The 18,281-nt window shown below is 34.2% G+C and carries 16 protein-coding genes; 14 read left to right on the forward strand and 2 right to left on the reverse strand.

The genetic code is table 11. The features are described 5' to 3' along the window. Positions 1-39 precede the first annotated feature (39 nt). The 7 genes from R2Q59_RS10950 to R2Q59_RS10980 all read left to right on the forward strand — a co-directional run bounded on the left by R2Q59_RS10950 (position 40) and on the right by R2Q59_RS10980 (position 8,905). Positions 40-1,038 carry a hypothetical protein gene (locus R2Q59_RS10950; RefSeq protein WP_316785531.1) on the forward strand — a complete coding sequence of 333 codons (999 nt, stop codon included), beginning with the start codon at positions 40-42 and terminating at the stop codon, positions 1,036-1,038. A gap of 226 nt (positions 1,039-1,264) precedes the next feature. After that, entirely contained in the window at positions 1,265-4,144 is a 2,880-nt protein-coding gene (gene gcvP, locus R2Q59_RS10955; RefSeq protein WP_316785532.1) for an aminomethyl-transferring glycine dehydrogenase, read from the forward strand. Between the two features lie 502 nt (positions 4,145-4,646). Then, positions 4,647-5,234 carry a YceI family protein gene (locus tag R2Q59_RS10960; RefSeq protein WP_316785533.1) on the forward strand — a complete coding sequence of 196 codons (588 nt, stop codon included), beginning with the start codon at positions 4,647-4,649 and terminating at the stop codon, positions 5,232-5,234. A gap of 471 nt (positions 5,235-5,705) precedes the next feature. After that, the gene (locus tag R2Q59_RS10965) at positions 5,706-6,320 is read left to right on the forward strand and encodes a hypothetical protein (protein WP_316785534.1); all 615 of its coding nucleotides are present in this window, start codon (positions 5,706-5,708) and stop codon (positions 6,318-6,320) included. 251 nt (positions 6,321-6,571) lie between these two features. Beyond that, entirely contained in the window at positions 6,572-7,408 is an 837-nt protein-coding gene (locus R2Q59_RS10970; protein ID WP_316785535.1) for a PHB depolymerase family esterase, read from the forward strand. A 362-nt stretch (positions 7,409-7,770) separates the two neighbouring features. Continuing rightward, a complete protein-coding gene (locus R2Q59_RS10975) occupies positions 7,771-8,364 on the forward strand; it encodes a YceI family protein (RefSeq protein WP_316768833.1) in 594 nt (197 codons plus the stop codon). A 139-nt stretch (positions 8,365-8,503) separates the two neighbouring features. Beyond that, positions 8,504-8,905, forward strand: a complete 402-nt coding sequence (locus tag R2Q59_RS10980; RefSeq protein WP_316768835.1) for a response regulator — start codon at positions 8,504-8,506, stop codon at positions 8,903-8,905. Between the two features lie 79 nt (positions 8,906-8,984). Here R2Q59_RS10980 and R2Q59_RS10985 read toward each other — a convergent pair whose 3' ends face one another. Further along, complete coding sequence (locus tag R2Q59_RS10985; RefSeq protein WP_316787297.1) at positions 8,985-9,749, reverse strand: MBL fold metallo-hydrolase; 765 nt, start codon at positions 9,747-9,749, stop codon at positions 8,985-8,987. Between the two features lie 129 nt (positions 9,750-9,878). Here R2Q59_RS10985 and recJ point away from each other — a divergent pair, with 129 nt between their 5' ends. The 7 genes from recJ to R2Q59_RS11020 all read left to right on the forward strand — a co-directional run bounded on the left by recJ (position 9,879) and on the right by R2Q59_RS11020 (position 16,646). After that, the gene (gene recJ / locus R2Q59_RS10990) at positions 9,879-11,582 is read left to right on the forward strand and encodes a single-stranded-DNA-specific exonuclease RecJ (protein ID WP_316785537.1); all 1,704 of its coding nucleotides are present in this window, start codon (positions 9,879-9,881) and stop codon (positions 11,580-11,582) included. 37 nt (positions 11,583-11,619) lie between these two features. Then, positions 11,620-12,354, forward strand: a complete 735-nt coding sequence (gene lptB, locus R2Q59_RS10995) for an LPS export ABC transporter ATP-binding protein (protein WP_316768840.1) — start codon at positions 11,620-11,622, stop codon at positions 12,352-12,354. A gap of 7 nt (positions 12,355-12,361) precedes the next feature. Continuing rightward, positions 12,362-13,870: a GH3 auxin-responsive promoter family protein gene (locus R2Q59_RS11000; protein ID WP_316768842.1), complete on the forward strand. Its 1,509-nt coding sequence runs from the start codon at positions 12,362-12,364 to the stop codon at positions 13,868-13,870. 67 nt (positions 13,871-13,937) lie between these two features. Beyond that, complete coding sequence (locus R2Q59_RS11005) at positions 13,938-14,513, forward strand: DUF2306 domain-containing protein (protein ID WP_316785538.1); 576 nt, start codon at positions 13,938-13,940, stop codon at positions 14,511-14,513. Positions 14,514-14,526: 13 nt separating this feature from the next. Beyond that, a complete protein-coding gene (locus R2Q59_RS11010) occupies positions 14,527-15,375 on the forward strand; it encodes a YARHG domain-containing protein (protein ID WP_316785539.1) in 849 nt (282 codons plus the stop codon). Positions 15,376-15,415: 40 nt separating this feature from the next. Continuing rightward, positions 15,416-15,823 (forward strand): YkvA family protein, encoded by a 408-nt coding sequence (locus R2Q59_RS11015; protein ID WP_316768847.1) that lies wholly within the window; start codon positions 15,416-15,418, stop codon positions 15,821-15,823. 394 nt (positions 15,824-16,217) lie between these two features. Further along, the gene (locus R2Q59_RS11020) at positions 16,218-16,646 is read left to right on the forward strand and encodes a CBS domain-containing protein (RefSeq protein WP_316785540.1); all 429 of its coding nucleotides are present in this window, start codon (positions 16,218-16,220) and stop codon (positions 16,644-16,646) included. 136 nt (positions 16,647-16,782) lie between these two features. Here the strand turns inward: R2Q59_RS11020 and R2Q59_RS11025 are convergent, their stop codons facing one another. Next, positions 16,783-18,237: a M20/M25/M40 family metallo-hydrolase gene (locus R2Q59_RS11025; RefSeq protein WP_316785541.1), complete on the reverse strand. Its 1,455-nt coding sequence runs from the start codon at positions 18,235-18,237 to the stop codon at positions 16,783-16,785. Positions 18,238-18,281: the final 44 nt, after the last annotated feature.

The raw sequence follows: 18,281 nt of genomic DNA on the forward strand, positions 1-18,281 counted from the left end.
GCTATAAGGATCTCGATTTTAATAATTTTCAAATTAATAATGATGAGAAAAATAATGTTGATGCTATCATTGTTAATATTTGCTTGTTCTTGCTATGGAAAACTTCAAGATACACCTACAAATTTAAAACCAATTCTTTTAAATTTAAAAAGCACAATAGAAAATCATTTCTCTGGTAAAAATATTCATGATTTAAGGGAACCTTTTATAATTGAATATAGTGGCTCGTTAAAGAAGTATAATTTAATCAGCAATGCCAATGATATGTTGCCACTTTCTAAATCTGATGCGCTAAATATTAGAATAAACAAATTTCTAAAAAGTCAAAATTCAATCAAACTTACAGGCACTATTTATTTCGATCAGTATTCAGATAGTGCATTAGTGTATATAGAGCTATCAAAAGATGAAACTGTATATCAATTTTACAGTATGGAGTCTTCACCTCAACCACCAGGTGGGTTAAAAATATTTTCTAAAAGATTACATGATTTTCTGAAAAAACAAATTGCAATCAAACAATTAATACAAGATTCAGTTTTTGCTAAAGAAAAAGTTAATTTTAACGTAGACCGTTCAGGGGTACTTTCCAGAGCAAATAAGGATTACTTATCCAATTCTATTGAAGCATTCATAAAATCTGAGAAACGTTGGAACCCAGGTTTACAAAGCGGCCGTATGATGGATATCCAAGTTGAGTTTAGACTTTTAAAAGAATACTTAACTTATGAAAATGCAAATTGGCCAAGTTTAAATGATTTTTCCGAAAATGTGAATATCAACTTGATTACTTCTAATAAAATTGGATCAGAAATAACATTTTATTCAAGCTCTTTTCCTAGAAAGTTTAGTAACAATAATCGCATCATTGTATCAATGGTTTATGATAGCATATTAGGGAAATACCGTACATCATCTGTTCATTCTGGCAGTTTATTTGATACAGATAAGCTAATTAGAGAATTATACGAAACACCACAAGAAGGGAATTTAAAAGCTTATGCATACAAGCGGATTTATTTCTATAGGAATAAATAATACATCAACTAAATTTGTTGTCGATCCCCTTTAAATTCTGTGGATAATTAAAATAAAAACATTGCCCAGTCCACAATTCCCAACAAAATAAAACAACTCAAACGTTTGATTTGATGCTTAAATAAAGGTATTTAAAAAGCCAATTCTACCTGCTTTTTTACATTAATTCGTAACAATAATAGTTGCTAATTTCTTACCTTTGCGGCAACTTATTTTTATCAACTGCATGAGTTTAAATATCCATTACCAAGAAGACTTTCAAGACCGTCATATTGCCCCAAACGCGGAAGATACAGCGGCTATGCTACAAACTGTTGGCGTAAAATCAATTGATGAATTGATTGAACAAACCGTTCCTCAAAAGATAAGGTTAAAACAACCTTTAAACTTACCAAAAGCAAAGTCTGAAATAGAATATTTAACAAGCTTAAAACAAACAGCTTCGTTAAACAAGGTTTTCAAATCTTACATTGGTCAAGGTTATTATGACACCTTAACCCCTGGTGTAATTTTACGTAACGTAATGGAAAACCCAGGATGGTATACGCAATACACGCCATATCAAGCAGAAATTGCGCAAGGTCGTTTGCAAGCTTTGTTAAATTTCCAAACCATGGTTATCGATTTAACTGGAATGGAAATTGCCAATGCATCTTTATTAGATGAAGGTACAGCAGCTGCTGAAGCTATGTTTATGCAATACAGCTTGCGTAAAGACCAAAAAGCCACTAAATATTTTGTGTCTGACTTGGTATTTGCTCAAACCATAGACATTTTAAAAACTCGTGCCAATCCATTCGGTATAGAATTGGTAGTTGGCAACCACCAAGAATTTACTGCTACTGAAGAATTTTTCGGTGCAATAGTGCAATATCCAGCAGGTAACGGAGAAGTATTTGACTATACAACTTTCGCTACCGAACTACACGCTAAAAACATCAAATTAACTGTTATTGCCGATTTATTGAGCCTAACCTTATTAACTCCTCCAGGAGAATGGGGAGCTGATGTTGTGGTAGGTACTACGCAACGTTTTGGCGTACCTATGGGATTTGGCGGTCCTCATGCAGCTTATTTTGCAACCAAAGACGAGTACAAACGCTCAATCCCTGGCCGTATTATCGGTGTAACTATAGATAGCAATAACAACTACGCTTTACGTATGGCTTTGCAAACTCGCGAGCAACACATCCGTAGAGACAAAGCAACTTCAAATATCTGTACAGCCCAAGCTTTATTAGCAATTATGGCTGGTTTTTATGCAGTTTACCATGGTCCAAAAGGATTAAAGTTAATTGCAGAACGCACCCACGGATTAGCAGTTACTTTAGCAGAATCTTTAACGGAAGCTGGTTATAACGTTTTAAGCAAATCTTATTTCGATACGATTCAATTAGATTTAGGCGATTTAACAGGGTCTATCCACAAAGAATGTTTAGATAATAACATCAACCTAAATTATAACGGAAACTTAGTAAGCATCGCTTTAGATGAAACTGTTTCTTACGAGGATGTTAAATTACTAGTTCGCATTTTCTCTAAAGTAAAAGGCATCTCTTCAGATAACTTAACAATTGCAGAAAATGTTGAAACTACAATTCCTGCAAACTTACAACGTACTTCCGCTTATTTAACACACCAAATTTTCAATGCTCACCATTCAGAGCATGAAATGTTGCGTTACATCAAATCATTAGAAACCAAAGACCTTTCACTTTGTCATTCTATGATTGCCTTAGGTTCATGTACCATGAAATTAAATGCGACCAGCGAAATGATTCCTGTTACTTGGCCAGAGTTTGGTAAAGTGCATCCATTTGCACCAGCCGACCAAGTTTTAGGTTATTATACCGTATTTGATGAATTAGACAAATGGTTAAGTGAAATTACTGGTTTTGCCGCAATGAGCTTACAACCAAATGCTGGTGCTCAAGGTGAATATGCTGGCTTAATGGTTATTAGAGCTTATCATCAAGATAGAGGCGACCACCACCGTAACATTGCATTAATTCCTGCATCGGCTCACGGTACAAATCCAGCTTCTGCAGCAATGGCGGGTATGAAGATTATTGTAGTTAAATCTTTAGAAAATGGAAACATTGATGTTGAAGATTTAAAGGCCAAAGCTGCAGAACATGCAGAAAACCTTTCTTGTTTGATGGTAACTTATCCATCAACTCACGGTGTATTCGAAGAAAGCATCATCGACATTTGTGAAACTATACACCAATACGGCGGACAAGTATACATGGATGGCGCTAACATGAATGCACAAGTTGGTTTAACAAGCCCTGCAAATATTGGCGCAGACGTTTGTCACTTAAACTTGCACAAAACATTCTGTATTCCACATGGTGGAGGTGGTCCTGGAATGGGCCCAATTGGCGTAGCTGCTCACTTAGTAAAATACTTACCTGGTCACGCGGTTGTTGATATTAATAACGAAAAATCTATCCCAGCTGTTTCTTCAGCTCCTTGGGGTTCTGCTTCAATTTTAATTATCTCTCACGCGTACATCGCCATGATGGGTGGCGAAGGTTTAACAGATGCTACTAAATATGCAATTCTAAACGCCAACTATATGAAAGCTCGTTTAGAAGCACATTATCCAGTGTTATATTCTGGCGCTCAAGGTCGTTGTGCTCACGAAATGATTTTAGATTGTAGAGGTTTCAAAAACTTCGGTATCGAAGTGGTAGATATTGCAAAACGTTTAATGGATTATGGTTTCCACGCACCAACAGTTTCTTTCCCAGTTGCTGGAACGCTGATGGTAGAGCCAACAGAAAGCGAGCCTAAACACGAGTTAGACCGTTTTTGCGATGCCTTAATAGCCATTAGAAATGAAATTTCCTCAGTAGAAAGTGGAAGCTTTGATAAGGTAGATAATCCGCTTAAAAATGCACCACATACTTCTGCTGTTGTAACGGCAAATGATTGGAAACATAGCTACAGCCGTCAAACTGCTGCTTTCCCATTGCCTTATGTGGCTGCTTATAAATTCTGGCCATCAGTTGGTAGAGTAAATGACAGTCATGGAGATAGGTCTTTAATCTGTGCTTGCCCTCCTTTAGAAAGCTACATGGAAGAAGAAGCGATGGCATAGGGTTTTACAACTGTAGATTTTTGATTTATCCCACAGGGATGCCTTTTTGGCACGATTGCCTTTATAGTTTGTCATCCTAACTTGTGCCGATTTTACATCGGTAGCTTGTCGAAGGACTTGCAAAAAATAAATACTAATAGCTCGAACAAATGTTCGGGCTATTTTTTTGAAAAGCAATTTCATTGTTTCATTTTAATATTAATTCACCTGCACGCCTTATTCTACCGATGAAGAATCTGGCTACCTGTTCTCTATCTTCAGGTTTAGAAAACAAAAAGCTGTGCAACATACAAATAACTTTAGGACAAGAAAGATACCCAAATAAAAGGCTGCATTTACTTCTACGGCACAATTGTAAAACAAACTCAAAATGCAAATCATAAATTTTTAAGCAAATTTACTCCAACAAAAGATATTATATTTAACAATTAAAAAATGAAATGTTAGCACATGATAACTTTTAGCTAAAGACTTTAAATACCCTTACAAATTAAACTTTTAGATGAAACTAAAAATCACCTCAATCCTATTGCTAGCCGTTGTTGCTAGCTTCACATTTTTTGCTTTTACACCAAAAGCAGATGTTTACATAGTAGATGTAACTAAATCTACTGTCTCTTGGGATGCAAAAAAAGTAGGTGGTGGTCATAATGGTGCTATTAATCTAACTTCGGGTTCATTATCTTTTAACGGGAAAATATTAACTGATGGTGGTTTCATAGCTAACATGACTACAATTAAAGATGCTGACAAAAGTGCTGGTTTAGAAAAACATCTAAAGGCTCCTGATTTTTTTGGTGTCGAAAAATTTCCTTTTTCTAAGTTTGTTATTAAAAAAATACAAGACTCTGGTACAATCTTAAATATTACGGGAGATTTAACAATTAAAGGGATAACCAATTCCATAACATTTCCTGCTAACATTATATGGAATGCAGATAAAACTGTTACTGCTACAGCAGATAAAATTATTATTGACAGAACTAAGTTTGATATTAAATATAAATCGAAATCCTTTTTTCCAGAACTTGCAAACAGTTTTATAGATGATGAATTTACTTTAGCTATAAAAATAGTAGCTAAAAAATAACTCTTCTTAAAATACATATCGAAAATATCACTTTTTAACCCTTGGCCGGTGTCTTCACCAGTCAAATAATATAAATAGCTCGGACAAATGTTCGGGCTTTTTTAGCTCTTTGTCATCCGATAGCTATCGGATCTGAGCATCGCGAAGAATCTCTAAAGATAAATGGTTTAAAATCACATCTTCTTTTGAAAAGCAGTTTCAGTGTTTCATATTAATGTTAGTCCTGCTATCGTTACAATCTTTTTGAGAAGAGCAATACGCGTCCTTTTTCGTCATTGCGAGGAGGAACGACGTGGCAATCTTTTTGATGAGTGCTTCAAAAAGTATTTCCACTTTATCAGGTTTAGAAAACATTAGGCTGTGCACCAAACTAAGAAAGAGCCAGCAAGTTCTGTGTAGATTAGATACAAATTATCGAGTAATTAAACTTAAACGATTATATTCGGACTATTAACAATAGCAAAAATTTAAATGAAACTAAAAAAAGTATTACTCATTACTCTACTTCTTGCAACTAGTTCCGTAGCAATGGCTCAAGACTATAAAAAAGAGATTGAGAAAGAGTTTAAGGAATATTTGAATGCCCTTTTTAGTAAGGACTTTGAAAAATCAATGAATTATTTAACACCAGAAGTTTTTAAAATCATTCCTAAAGCTCAAATGATAAAAATTATGGAGCAAACATTTAACGAACCTTCTATTGAATTTGAATTAAAAGATGCCAAAATAATCGAAATACAAAACTCTGAAAAGATTGAAAACAAGTTCTATTCTTTTTTATCCTATTCTAATTTAATGAGAATCAAATTTAAAAGTGAAAGAAATGAGACTACAGAAGAAAAGAAAATGAAGAACAATTTGGGTAAACTTTCCTTCGAAAAAACATTTGGTGTCCAAAATGTAAAATACGATGATAAAACAGAATTTTTTGAGATATATGTAGAAAAACCCGTTTATGCTATTTCTGATAACGGAAAAAATGACTGGAAATTTATAGTGGTTGAGAAAAAGCAAAAATCATTTCTTGAAACACTTTTACCAAAAAAGCTAATTGAGAAGGTGTTTCAATCATCACAGTATAATTAGTCAAAATAATAACTCTCATAACATATACTCCACCCAAAAACGAAATATACTTATTCATTTCCATTATTATATTTAATAACAACTTTGAAATCAGCTTTTAGATAAATTTATTAAAGAGCAAGCATTTTTAATTATAAGCTGGTTAATTCTTCTCCTATGTCCTTACCACCAACTGACGTCTGATCTATCGACAATTGTTGCCAAAAAGGTTGTGTATTTCTACCAAAAAGCAAAATAACCATTCAATTTATATGCAAAACCATTTCAAACCTATTTCTCTATTTTTCTTATTCATTTTTATCACAACATCTTGTTTTGCCCAAACTCAGAATTTTAATAATACCAAAGTCGATAGCTCAACTTTTGTTCAAACACGGGCAATATTAAACAGTCTTTCAACAACAAAATTTGAAAAGCGAAATTTTAAACCGAGAGAAAAGCAGCTACCCTATCGTTTGTTATTACCAAAAAATTATACAAGTACTGAGAAATATCCATTGGTTATAACCTTTCATAATTCTACACGAATTGGGAATGATAATGAAAATCAACTAGAACCTTTATCAAGAATTTGGCTTAGAGAAGAAATTTATGATAAATACAAATGTTTTGTCTTGGCACCACAGTTTAACAAACGTTCTTCAAATTATTCAGAAAATGAAGATGGTGTTTTAATTTCAAAGTCTTCCGAAGATGTTGCTATGGTTTTGGAACTCATCAAAACCTTAGAAAAAGAATACCCTAACATTGATAGTAAAAGGATTTATTTAGTTGGCTATTCAATGGGTGCATCAACTGCCCAAAATATTTTAAACAGAGAACCAAAAATGTTTGCTGGCTTGGTATCTATTGCTGCTGTTCCAGATTATTCAAATTTAAAAGAAATAAAAAATAAAAATATATGGCTTATTCATGGACAAAAAGATATTGAAAACCCATATAAAGGAAGTGCCGAGTTATTTAAAAGACTAGAAAAATCTAAAAGAACAACATTTACGACATTTTCAGAACTCGACCATAACAATATAAATATTCCATTTCTGTTAAGTGAAGAAATTCCTAATTGGTTATTTCAGTACAGAAACTAATTGTGACTATAAAGAATACCTAAGTTTCATAACACTTACCTTTGTTCTTAAACCCGTCCCGATTGCTATCGGGGAGAAATGGAAAGCCCGCAAGGTGAGGAACGAGCCGAGGACTTGTAATGGAAAGCCTGCCTACCGCAGGCAGACGGGACTAACCTAAATAATAGCGCTTATCAGTGCTTTCCAACTCTTCTTAAAAAACAATTTACATCTTTCCTACAAATCATTAAACCTTTTTAAGCAAATTTACTCCAACAAAAACGCTGTCATATTGTAAAGGTCAAAAAATTGAAATCTTAACATATGATAACTTTTACCTAAAACAATTTAAATACCTTTACAAAAAATTAAAAAACTTTCAGATGAAATTAAAAATCACTTCAATCTTATTATTAGCTGTTGTAGCTAGTTTTGTTGCTTTTACTCCAAAGGCAGACGTTTATAAAATAGACCTTACACAATCTAGCATTGCTTGGGAAGGCAAAAAATTTGCTGGCTCACATACTGGTACAGTAGACTTAACTTCGGGTAACCTAGACTTTAATGGTAAAAAACTAGCTGGTGGTGGTTTTGTTGCTAACATGACCAGCATCAAAACTATGGACGGTGGAACTAAGCCAAACGCAGGCTTAGATAAACACTTAAAAGCTGATGACTTTTTTGGCGTAGAAAAATTCCCTGCTGCAAACTTCGTAATTAAAAAAGTAACTGGCAACGGTGCTGCTGTTAATGTAACTGGCGATTTAACAATTAAAGGTATTACGCAATCAGTAACTTTCCCTGCTACTTTAACTTGGAATGCTGACAAATCAGTTACTGCAACTGCAGATAAAATTGTTATCGATAGAACTAAATTTGGTATTCAATTCAAATCTAAATCTGTTTTTGCTAACATCGGCGACAACTTCATTTATGATGAATTTAGCATTTCAGTAAAATTAGTGGCTAAAAAATAAGCTGCTGTTTTAAAAGAAATTAAAAGACCCGATAAAATTTATCGGGTCTTTTTGTTTTAAAAAGATATTGGAAATACCACTTTTATCTATAACTTTAAAACCATAAGGAAAAGCCTTCTTATTTTTTATAAAACACTCAATGCTAGACAGTAAGATAAATCTTTTAGTAATAGATGATGATGACATAAATATTTTTATCATCAAAAAGATTGTCGAAAAAACTGGGTTCGACATTGATATGGTAGCTAAGAGCAATGGGAAATTAGCAATAGATTACCTTGAAGAGGTAACTGCTCAAAATGCTGCATTCCCTCATTTAATTTTAATAGACATTAATATGCCGGTTATGAATGGGTGGGAGTTTATTGAAGCATATCAGGAATTAGATTTTAAGAAAGATGCCGACCTATACATTCTCTCCTCTTCTGTTTATGAAAACGACATAGAAAAAACAAAAAGTTATCAGTCCGTTAAAGGATTTATCTCTAAACCCCTTTCTATGGAGCGTTTAACAGAGTTGCTTAAAGCAATTAAACTTTAATTTTTCAAACTTCTTTAACACATCGAGCTAATTGGAAATCGTCTTTCAGTTTCTTAATTCTGAAATGTATTAATTTAATCTATACAATCTTATACCTATCTCCATCCTGTTCAATAAAAGCTTGGCTTTTAGATTTAGAATGGTAAAACAAGCATTTCCAATTTTGAGCTACTGCTTTTTGCCCAAATTCTTCCCTTAGTTCCATCGCCTTGCGACCATCAAAATCATATTTGGCAATAAATTTTCTAATCAATTCTTCCGGTTCTGGCAAAACATCGCCACCAAAAAAGACTTTATCTTCTCCATCATCAATCAAAAAAACTTGATGAAATGGGCAATGAGCACCTGTTAATTCGTAACTGATTTCATCGGTTAATTGACCATCGCCTTCTATTAATTTAATCTGAGCATTACGCTGAATAAAATCAAATATCTCGGTATGATATGATGATGAAGTACTGGAAAATGCAGTTTCCCACTCTCCTCTTTGCATGACATAAGTTGCATCTGGAAAACTTAATTCCATTTTACCATTGTAGTCATGCACCATCCCGCCGGAGTGGTCAAAATGCAAATGTGACATTAAAACCATAGTAACATCATCCGGATTAAAGCCTGCCTTTTTAATGTTTTCATGCAAGTGTAATTTGCCATCGGCATTGCTGTAACCTAATCCAGTATCTAATAAAATCAAATCGTTTTTAAGTTTTACTAAAAATGGTTGCACATGAATAAACAAGGAAGCTGGTCTGTCATTAGGGTTGTCTTTTGTTGGGTCAAACGGAACAAATTTCTTAGAAATATCTACTGAATAAGAACCTTCATGTAATGTGTAAACTTGCAAAGACATAGCTATTTTTTGGAAAGAAATTAAATGATATATTTACGAACGGTAGTGCAAATATAAAGAACAAGAATGAACATATAGCTATGTTGTACCTACCATGACGAACCAAAAAACAATACAGAATAGATGGAAAAAAGATGGGCACAGGTAGAAAAAGGTGATGATGCGATAAGTGAAGTGCTTGCCAATGAGTTAAATATAGATAAATGTTTAGCCCAAATATTAGTTCAAAGAGGTGTTACTACTTTCGAAGAAGCTAGATACTTTTTCAGACCAACTTTAACTCAACTCCATGACCCTTTTTTAATGAAGGATATGGAAAAAGCCATTGATAGGATTTCATCAGCCTTGCAAAACCAAGAAAGAATAATGGTTTATGGCGATTATGATGTTGATGGAACCACTTCAGTTGCTTTAACCTATAGCTTTTTTAGTCAGTTTACAAGCGAGATTGCTTATTACATTCCAGATAGACATAAAGAAGGTTATGGCATTTCTACAACCGGAATTGACTTTGCAAAGGAAAATGGATTTACCTTAATTGTTGCTTTAGATTGCGGTATTCGCTCAGTTGATAAAATTGCATATGCTAATTCGCTAGGTGTTGATTTCATCATTTGCGACCACCATTTACCTGGAGAAGAACTGCCAAATGCAATAGCTGTATTAGACCCCAAAAGAAAAGATTGCGAATACCCATTTAAAGAATTATCTGGTTGCGGAATCGGCTTTAAATTAGCACAAGGCTATTGCCAGGCAAATGATTTACCAGATGAAATGTATGAGCAATACCTTGATTTGTGCATGGTTAGTATTGCTGCAGACATTGTTCCAATAGTTGATGAAAATAGGGTGATGGCTCATTTTGGATTAATCAAATTGAATGAGAATCCTTGTTGTGGCTTAAAAGCTCTAATGCAAATTTCTGGTAAAACAGAAACCTATTCTATCATGGATGTTGTGTTTTTACTGGCACCACGCATTAATGCCGCAGGGAGGATGGGTGATGCAAAAGATGCAGTAAAAGTTTTATTAAGCGATGAAGTTGTATTGGCCGATGAACAAAGTCTATTTATCAATTCACAAAACACAGATAGAAGGTCATTCGACCAGAATATAACTTTAGAAGCTTTAGCGATTATTGAGCAAAGTGAAATTTTAATCAACAGAAAAACTACGGTTGTTTATCAGCAAGACTGGAATAAAGGCGTTATAGGTATTGTGGCATCGCGATTAACAGAAAAATATTATAGACCTACAATTGTTTTAACAGAATCTAACGGTAATTACACGGGCTCGGCTCGTTCGGTAGCTGGTTACGATTTGTATGAAGCCCTACTCTCTTGCAGTGATTTATTGGAACAATTTGGTGGGCATAAGTACGCAGCTGGATTAACCATAAAACCAGAAAACCTGATTCCTTTTTCGGATAAATTTGAAAGCGTGGTATCATCTACTATTACTGACAACTTACTTACACCAGAGATTATTGTAGATTGTGAGATTGATTTAGCACAAATTGACGCAAAATTTTATCGCATTTTGCTACAAATGGCACCATTTGGACCACAAAACATGGCGCCTGTTTTCCTAACTAAGGGGGTCACGCTAGTCGGTCAAGCACAAATTGTTGGCACAAAACATTTAAAATTAAGTGTAAAACAACAAAATTCAGCTATTTTTGAAACCATTGGTTTTAACTTAGGAGAATTTGAAAATTTAATAAAACCAAACAAACCTTTTTCTATTTGTTATACCATAGAAGAAAATGTTTGGAGAGATAAAAAACGTTTACAACTAAACATTAAAGGTATTAAGGTAGAGGGTTGAAGGCATAAGGCTTCCCTCATAAAATAATCGTAAATAAATGATATTAAAAGCCGAAAATCTGGTTAAAAAATACAAGCAACGCACTGTTGTAAATGATGTTTCTTTTGAAGTAAGCCAAGGAGAAATTGTGGGTTTACTAGGTCCAAACGGAGCTGGGAAAACAACATCATTTTATATGATTGTAGGTTTAATTAAGCCAAACGAAGGCACCATATTTTTAGACGGGCAAGACATCACCAAAGACCCCATGTATCGCAGGGCACAAAAAGGAATTGGTTATTTAGCACAAGAAGCCAGTGTTTTTAGGAAATTGACAGTTGAAGATAATATCATGGCGATATTAGAAATGACCAAGTTAACCAAAGAAGAAAGACACGAAAAACTAGAAGAATTAATTAACGAGTTTAGCTTACATAAAGTTAGAAAAAACCGTGGCGATTTACTTTCTGGTGGTGAGCGTAGAAGAACAGAAATTGCTAGAGCTTTGGCGGCAAATCCCAATTTCATTTTATTGGATGAGCCTTTTGCAGGCGTTGACCCAATTGCCGTGGAAGAAATTCAGACTATTGTTGCTAAGCTAAAAAAGAAAAATATTGGCATTTTAATTACCGACCATAACGTACAAGAAACCTTATCAATTACAGATAGAGCGTATTTACTTTTCGAAGGTAAAATATTAGAATCAGGAACACCTGAAGTATTAGCGGCCAATGAAATGGTTCGTAAAGTATATTTAGGCTCGAATTTCGTACTGCGTAGAAAAAATTTATAGATACTAAATGGCAATTGTAAATTCGATTTTTACTTGGTACATGAAAAAGCGCATTCATCAGATTGAGCTTTTCATGAAATATCCTTTAGATGTTCAGGAAGAATGGTTGCACACCTTAATCTCCAGTGCAGAAAACACTGAATGGGGTAAATTGTATGATTATAAGTCTATTCTAACGGCAAGTCAATTTAAAGAACGAGTTCCCATTCAAAATTACGATACTTTAAAGCCTTACATCGAGCGTATGCTCAAAGGCGAGCAGAATATTTTATGGCCATCGGAAATTAAATGGTTCGCCAAATCATCAGGCACAACAAGCGATAGAAGTAAATTTATTCCAGTTTCTGAAGAAGCCTTAGAAGAATGCCATTTTAAGGGCGGTAAGGATATGATTTCTATCTATTGTAATAATCGTCCAGGCACTCAAATGTTTACTGGCAAAGGTTTAGTTTTAGGTGGCAGTCATCAAATTAATCAGCTTTGTGATGATATACATTATGGCGACCTTTCAGCTGTGCTGATTAAAAACCTACCCATGTGGGCCGAATATTACAGAACACCTGATATTTCTATCGCCCTGATGGATAATTACGAAGAAAAAATGGATAAAATGGCGGAAGCTACCATTAAAGAAAACGTAACCAATATTTCTGGTGTGCCAACTTGGACTATCGTTTTGGCAAAAAAAGTGCTGGAAATGACTGGTAAAAAGAACCTATTAGAGGTTTGGCCTAACCTTGAACTGTATTTCCATGGCGCTGTAAATTTTACGCCCTATCGGGAGCAATTTAAAGAGTTAATTCCATCAGACAATATGTATTATTTGGAAACTTATAATGCATCTGAAGGCTTCTTTGGGATACAAGACCAAGATAATTCTGAAGAGTTGTTATTGATGTTGGATTACGGAATATTCTATGAGTTTCTTCCATTGGAAAATTTGGAAGATGAAAATCCAAAGACTTTATCATTAGAGCAGGTAGAGCTTCATAAAAACTACGCTATCATTATTTCTACAAATGCAGGTTTGTGGCGATATTTAATTGGAGATACTGTTCAATTTACTTCAATTTCTCCTTTTAGGATTAAAATTACTGGCAGAACAAAACATTTCATCAACGCTTTTGGGGAGGAAATAATTATAGATAATGCCGAAAATGCTTTAACAAAAGCTTGCGCTGTAACTTCAGCAAAAGTTAAAGACTACACAGCTTGCCCTATTTATTTTAAAGGAGAAAAGGCTGGCGGCCACGAGTGGATTATTGAATTTGAAACTCAACCAAACGATTTTAACAGGTTTGTAGATGTATTAGATGAAACCTTACGTGAAATTAATTCTGATTACGACGCAAAACGCTTTAAAGACATGGCACTTTGTCGGCCTAAAGTTCATAACGCACCAGCGGATACTTTTTACAAATGGCTAAAATCTCGAGGAAAACTTGGCGGACAGCATAAAGTGCCGCGTTTAGCTAACGACCGCCAATATGTTGATGAGATTTTAGAACTATTGTGAGATGTTTAAGAAGTTGAACTATATTAGCCTGATATGGTTATTGTTCTTTTCATACTTCTTTTTGTTGATGCTTCAAATCACTTTACGTTATATCCCATATCATAGAGAAGTAGCTTTTTTACAAATTAAACAAACGGAAGTTACAAGCGTAAAAGCTTACTTACCTATTTTTTACATCCACGTATACACAGCTGTATTTGCATTACTTGGCGGATTTACCCAATTCAACAATTCAATACTTACCAAATACAAAAAACTGCATAGAGCGATGGGTTATTTGTATTTTATTGTTGTGGTATTCTTTGCTGCGCCATCAGGAATTTTTATGGGTTACCATGCAAATGGTGGATTCCTATCTAAAATTTCCTTTATCCTTTTAGGTTCACTTTGGCTATTTTTTACAATTAAGGCCGTTTATTATATTCGAAAAAAGGATATTAAGAACCATCGTCATTTTATGATGCGAAGTTTTGCCTTAGCTTTCTCTGCCATTACCTTGCGCATGTGGAAGGTTATTTTAGTATATTTATTTCATCCTTCGCCAATGGATATATATCAAATTATTGCTTGGCTAGGATGGATACCAAACCTTTTACTTATTGAATATTTAATTAGGAAAAACATTAACCATGAAAAAAAATAGCCTACTATTTGTTATGATAACTATACTTCTATTTGCTTGCACAAATAAAGAATCTAAACCTCAAGAGGAAACTGTTCAAGAACAAACGCAGGCAGATAAAAATTTAAATGGTTTTTGGGTGGGAGATTTTGTTGCTGAAGAAACTAAGGATGGCAGTGAATTTGTAACGACCAATAAGCTTAATATTGCCATAAAAAGCATTATTAATGATACTGTTAGTGCGCAAAGCATTGTTGCGGGAAACAAGAGGCCCTTATCAGGAAAAATTAACAGGAGAAATGGCAAAACTACCTTTAATTTAGCTGAGCCTGGAGATGATAAGTATGATGGCACATTTGAATTTGAGTTAGTAGGTGATAGTTTAATCGGTTTTTGGAAAGCATATAACACAAATTTACCTGTAACAAAACGTTCATTTAAATTAGTAAGGAAGGAGTTTTCTTATAACCCTAATTTAATGTTGTCTAGTGAAGGTGATTATACTGATTATGTAGATTCTAAAAGCAAAACTGAATTAGATACTTTAGAAGATGGCAAAGTAGAAGAATATACAGATGACTATTATAGACAAGCAAGCGAAAGTGTTTACACATTAAATTCATCTACAAAACTGCTAACAGAAAAAGAACTTAAGAACCTGAAAAAACTTGATTTAGAAATTCTAAGAAATACCATTTTTGCAAGACACGGCTATACATTTAAAAAGAAGAGCTTTCGTCAGTTTTTTGACCCAGTAGAGTGGTATGTGCCAGTTTCAGATAACATTGATGGCGAATTAACGGCTGTAGAAAAAACAAATATAAAGCAGTTAACAAGGTTTGAAAAATATGCAACGGACAATTACGATACTTTCGGCCGTTAATTAGGTATGCTTATTGATAGTACATTAGAAACCTATCAATATGAATTTCAATAAACTTACCTCAACCTTCAATACTTTTAGCAAAATTGCCAGCACTTTGCTAAAAGACAAAAATAAAACCCTTAATAAAGTTCAGGCAGGTTTCAAAAAAGCTACCGAAAACCAAGGTGCACTTGCTAACGTTTGGGACCAATTGCAACTCCTTTTCTCTTTAGTTAAAGATTATGCAAATGGGGATTATAAATCGATACCAAAAAGTTCGATTGTAGCTGTTGCAGCTGCACTATTGTATTTCATTTCGCCATTAGATGTTATTCCTGATTTTTTGGTAGGCTTAGGCTTTGTTGATGACGCTTTTATTTTAAGCTTGGTTTACAAACAAGTTGTTAAGGAACTAGACAAGTACCAGCTTTGGAAAGACGGGCAGAAAAGAATAATTCACATTTAATTAGATTTTAACCTTTTTTGAAAAGCTTTGCAGTAGTTCTTTTAAAGTTCTGCCCCGCTTTCCGTTTCTCCCGATGAAGAATCGGGATTCACTTTAATCGGGTTTAGATTAGTAAAGCCATTGCAACTATTTAAGGTTGCCTATCAAATTGCCTAATCTTTCCTTTGCCCATGCTTTACTGCTCAAATCTTTGTTCATAAACCTGATAGCGCCAAATAGCCCACAGGGAGGAACGACCGAGGACTATTGGCAATAGCAGGGCTGAAGTATCTATGAAAACCTGACCCATCATTTTCTACAAAACCTTTTCAACGACTTAAATAGCAAACAAAAAATGACTATTTGTTTTTATGTTTTTATTAGTTAAATTTAATTAGCTAATTAACAACCAGATATGAAAACAGTTCAACAAATTTTAAACACTAAGCCTGTTCAGGTTTTTAGTGTAGCTCCTACTACATCTGTTTTAGATGCGTTACAAATAATGACTGATAAAAACATCAGTGCTTTATTAATCATGAACGAGGATAGTTTAGTTGGCATTTTTACTGAACGAGATTACGCTAGAAAAATTGTTTTACAAGGAAAGTCATCTAAAGACACAGCCATTAGTGATGTAATGACAGCAAATCCAATTACGGTTACACCTTCAGATAGCATTGAACTTTGCATGCAAATCATGACTGATAAACACATTCGTCATTTACCAATCGCAGACGGTGAAAAAGTTGCAGGAATGGTTTCAATTGGCGACGTAGTTAAATTTATCATCGCCGACCAAAAACAAACTATATCACAGTTAGAAAGCTATATTAATAGTTAATCCCAATTCGTCACTCTGAACTTGTTTCAGAGTCTTTCCTGCAAAGAAGATGCTGAAATAAATTCAGCATGACGAAATATTATAACTATTCTTCTTTAAATTATAACCACCAATGAACCAATGACTAATGAACGAATTAGTCTTTCCATCTCCATTCGCCAGCAATTTTTAGCGGCTCTTTTAAGTTTTGCGCTCTTAAAAATGCTTCTAAAGCAACTTCGTTTTGTTTGCCTACCGGAATTTTTGGTGTATTAGCTAAAGCATAAGTTTGCATCGCAGAGAAACGAACAGTATTTTTCATTCCTTGTTCATCAACCAATTTAAATGTGTCTCCATCAGAATGGTAGTACGGCCCAGAATTATTTGGCAATCTGCCACCTGCTCCACCGCCTGTTGTTATTCCTTCTAACATAAATGGTTGATGGTCGCTATGCAAACCAGCACCAGATTGTATTAAGTTTTTATATGCAGTATCAATCTTTGTAATTTGCTCTCCCCATCCTCTTAACAAAGGCTCCATTTCTTTTCTTGTGGTCGAAAATCCTTTAGGGTCATTAGTCATGTCATAATTTAACATGTAACTAATCTGGTCTATAGTTTTGTCTTTTTTAGCTTGTGCTACGTAAGCTTTAGAACCTAATAAACCTTGTTCCTCGCCCATAAACAATACAAATTCGACAGTTCTTTTGGTGGTTAAGTTTAACTTTTTAAAAGTACGAGCCATATCTAAAATCGAGAATGAACCTATTCCATTATCTATAGCGCCTGTTGCTAAATCCCAGCTATCCAAGTGACCACCAACAACTATTTTCTCTTTTGGAAATTCTGTGCCTTTGAATGTTGCGATTACGTTACGAGCTTTAATAAGGCCAGAGAAATTAGTCATTGCAATGGAAGCAATTTGGTTTCCTGCTTTTAATTTTTCCTTTAATGCCATTCCGCTTTCTAAACCTATACATACTGCAGGAATTGGAATTAATTTACCTGTTACAGAAGCTGTTCCTGTTAATAGAACGCCATCTTTAACCGTATTGATGATAATTACACCAATCGCTCCATGTGAAGTTGCAATTGCAGTCTTTTCAGAACGATGCAATGAACCTGTTCCTTTTGGAGAGCCAGGTAAAACACCTAAATAAATCAAAGCTATTTTCCCTTTAACTTTATCGCCCAATGGTTGATAATCTGCTTCTAATCCATTGCCAACATCAATTATATGTGCTGTTACATTTGCTGCGACTGGAGAGTGAGCTAGAGTTACTGCTTTTATTGGAGCTAAATCGTTTGCCGTACTTCCAATTTTAACAGAAATAGTTTTTCTGTCCCAACTTTCTACTTCAAATGGTTGATATTTTACATCACAACCATAAGATTTTAATAAGTTATAAGCATATTCTTCAGCTTTTGCACCATTTGCAGAACCAGTTAACCTATGGCCAATTGTTAATGATGCATCTTTTAAAGTGCTATAAGCTTTTGAGTTAGATTGAACTTCGGTATTTATTTTTTTAAAAACCGGACCGAAATTATCTTGTGCTGTTGCAGATAAACAAAGGCTAGTAAGTGCCAATAAAAAGAATTTTCTCATCATTATTATTTTTTGATGAAAATAAGCTTTTTTGATGGCAAAGGAAA

The organism is Pedobacter frigiditerrae (assembly GCF_032678705.1).
Classification (GTDB): domain Bacteria; phylum Bacteroidota; class Bacteroidia; order Sphingobacteriales; family Sphingobacteriaceae; genus Pedobacter; species Pedobacter frigiditerrae_A.

What these genes read in the sequence shown, in the direction of transcription:
- R2Q59_RS10950 (WP_316785531.1), top strand. Translation starts at nt 40, where the DNA reads ATGATGAGAAAAATAATGTTGATGCTATCATTGTTAATATTTGCTTGT.
- gcvP (WP_316785532.1), top strand. Translation starts at nt 1,265, where the DNA reads ATGAGTTTAAATATCCATTACCAAGAAGACTTTCAAGACCGTCATATT.
- R2Q59_RS10960 (WP_316785533.1), top strand. Translation starts at nt 4,647, where the DNA reads ATGAAACTAAAAATCACCTCAATCCTATTGCTAGCCGTTGTTGCTAGC.
- R2Q59_RS10965 (WP_316785534.1), top strand. Translation starts at nt 5,706, where the DNA reads ATGAAACTAAAAAAAGTATTACTCATTACTCTACTTCTTGCAACTAGT.
- R2Q59_RS10970 (WP_316785535.1), top strand. Translation starts at nt 6,572, where the DNA reads ATGCAAAACCATTTCAAACCTATTTCTCTATTTTTCTTATTCATTTTT.
- R2Q59_RS10975 (WP_316768833.1), top strand. Translation starts at nt 7,771, where the DNA reads ATGAAATTAAAAATCACTTCAATCTTATTATTAGCTGTTGTAGCTAGT.
- R2Q59_RS10980 (WP_316768835.1), top strand. Translation starts at nt 8,504, where the DNA reads ATGCTAGACAGTAAGATAAATCTTTTAGTAATAGATGATGATGACATA.
- recJ (WP_316785537.1), top strand. Translation starts at nt 9,879, where the DNA reads ATGGAAAAAAGATGGGCACAGGTAGAAAAAGGTGATGATGCGATAAGT.
- lptB (WP_316768840.1), top strand. Translation starts at nt 11,620, where the DNA reads ATGATATTAAAAGCCGAAAATCTGGTTAAAAAATACAAGCAACGCACT.
- R2Q59_RS11000 (WP_316768842.1), top strand. Translation starts at nt 12,362, where the DNA reads ATGGCAATTGTAAATTCGATTTTTACTTGGTACATGAAAAAGCGCATT.
- R2Q59_RS11005 (WP_316785538.1), top strand. Translation starts at nt 13,938, where the DNA reads ATGCTTCAAATCACTTTACGTTATATCCCATATCATAGAGAAGTAGCT.
- R2Q59_RS11010 (WP_316785539.1), top strand. Translation starts at nt 14,527, where the DNA reads ATGATAACTATACTTCTATTTGCTTGCACAAATAAAGAATCTAAACCT.
- R2Q59_RS11015 (WP_316768847.1), top strand. Translation starts at nt 15,416, where the DNA reads ATGAATTTCAATAAACTTACCTCAACCTTCAATACTTTTAGCAAAATT.
- R2Q59_RS11020 (WP_316785540.1), top strand. Translation starts at nt 16,218, where the DNA reads ATGAAAACAGTTCAACAAATTTTAAACACTAAGCCTGTTCAGGTTTTT.
- R2Q59_RS11025 (WP_316785541.1), bottom strand. Translation starts at nt 18,237, where the DNA reads ATGATGAGAAAATTCTTTTTATTGGCACTTACTAGCCTTTGTTTATCT.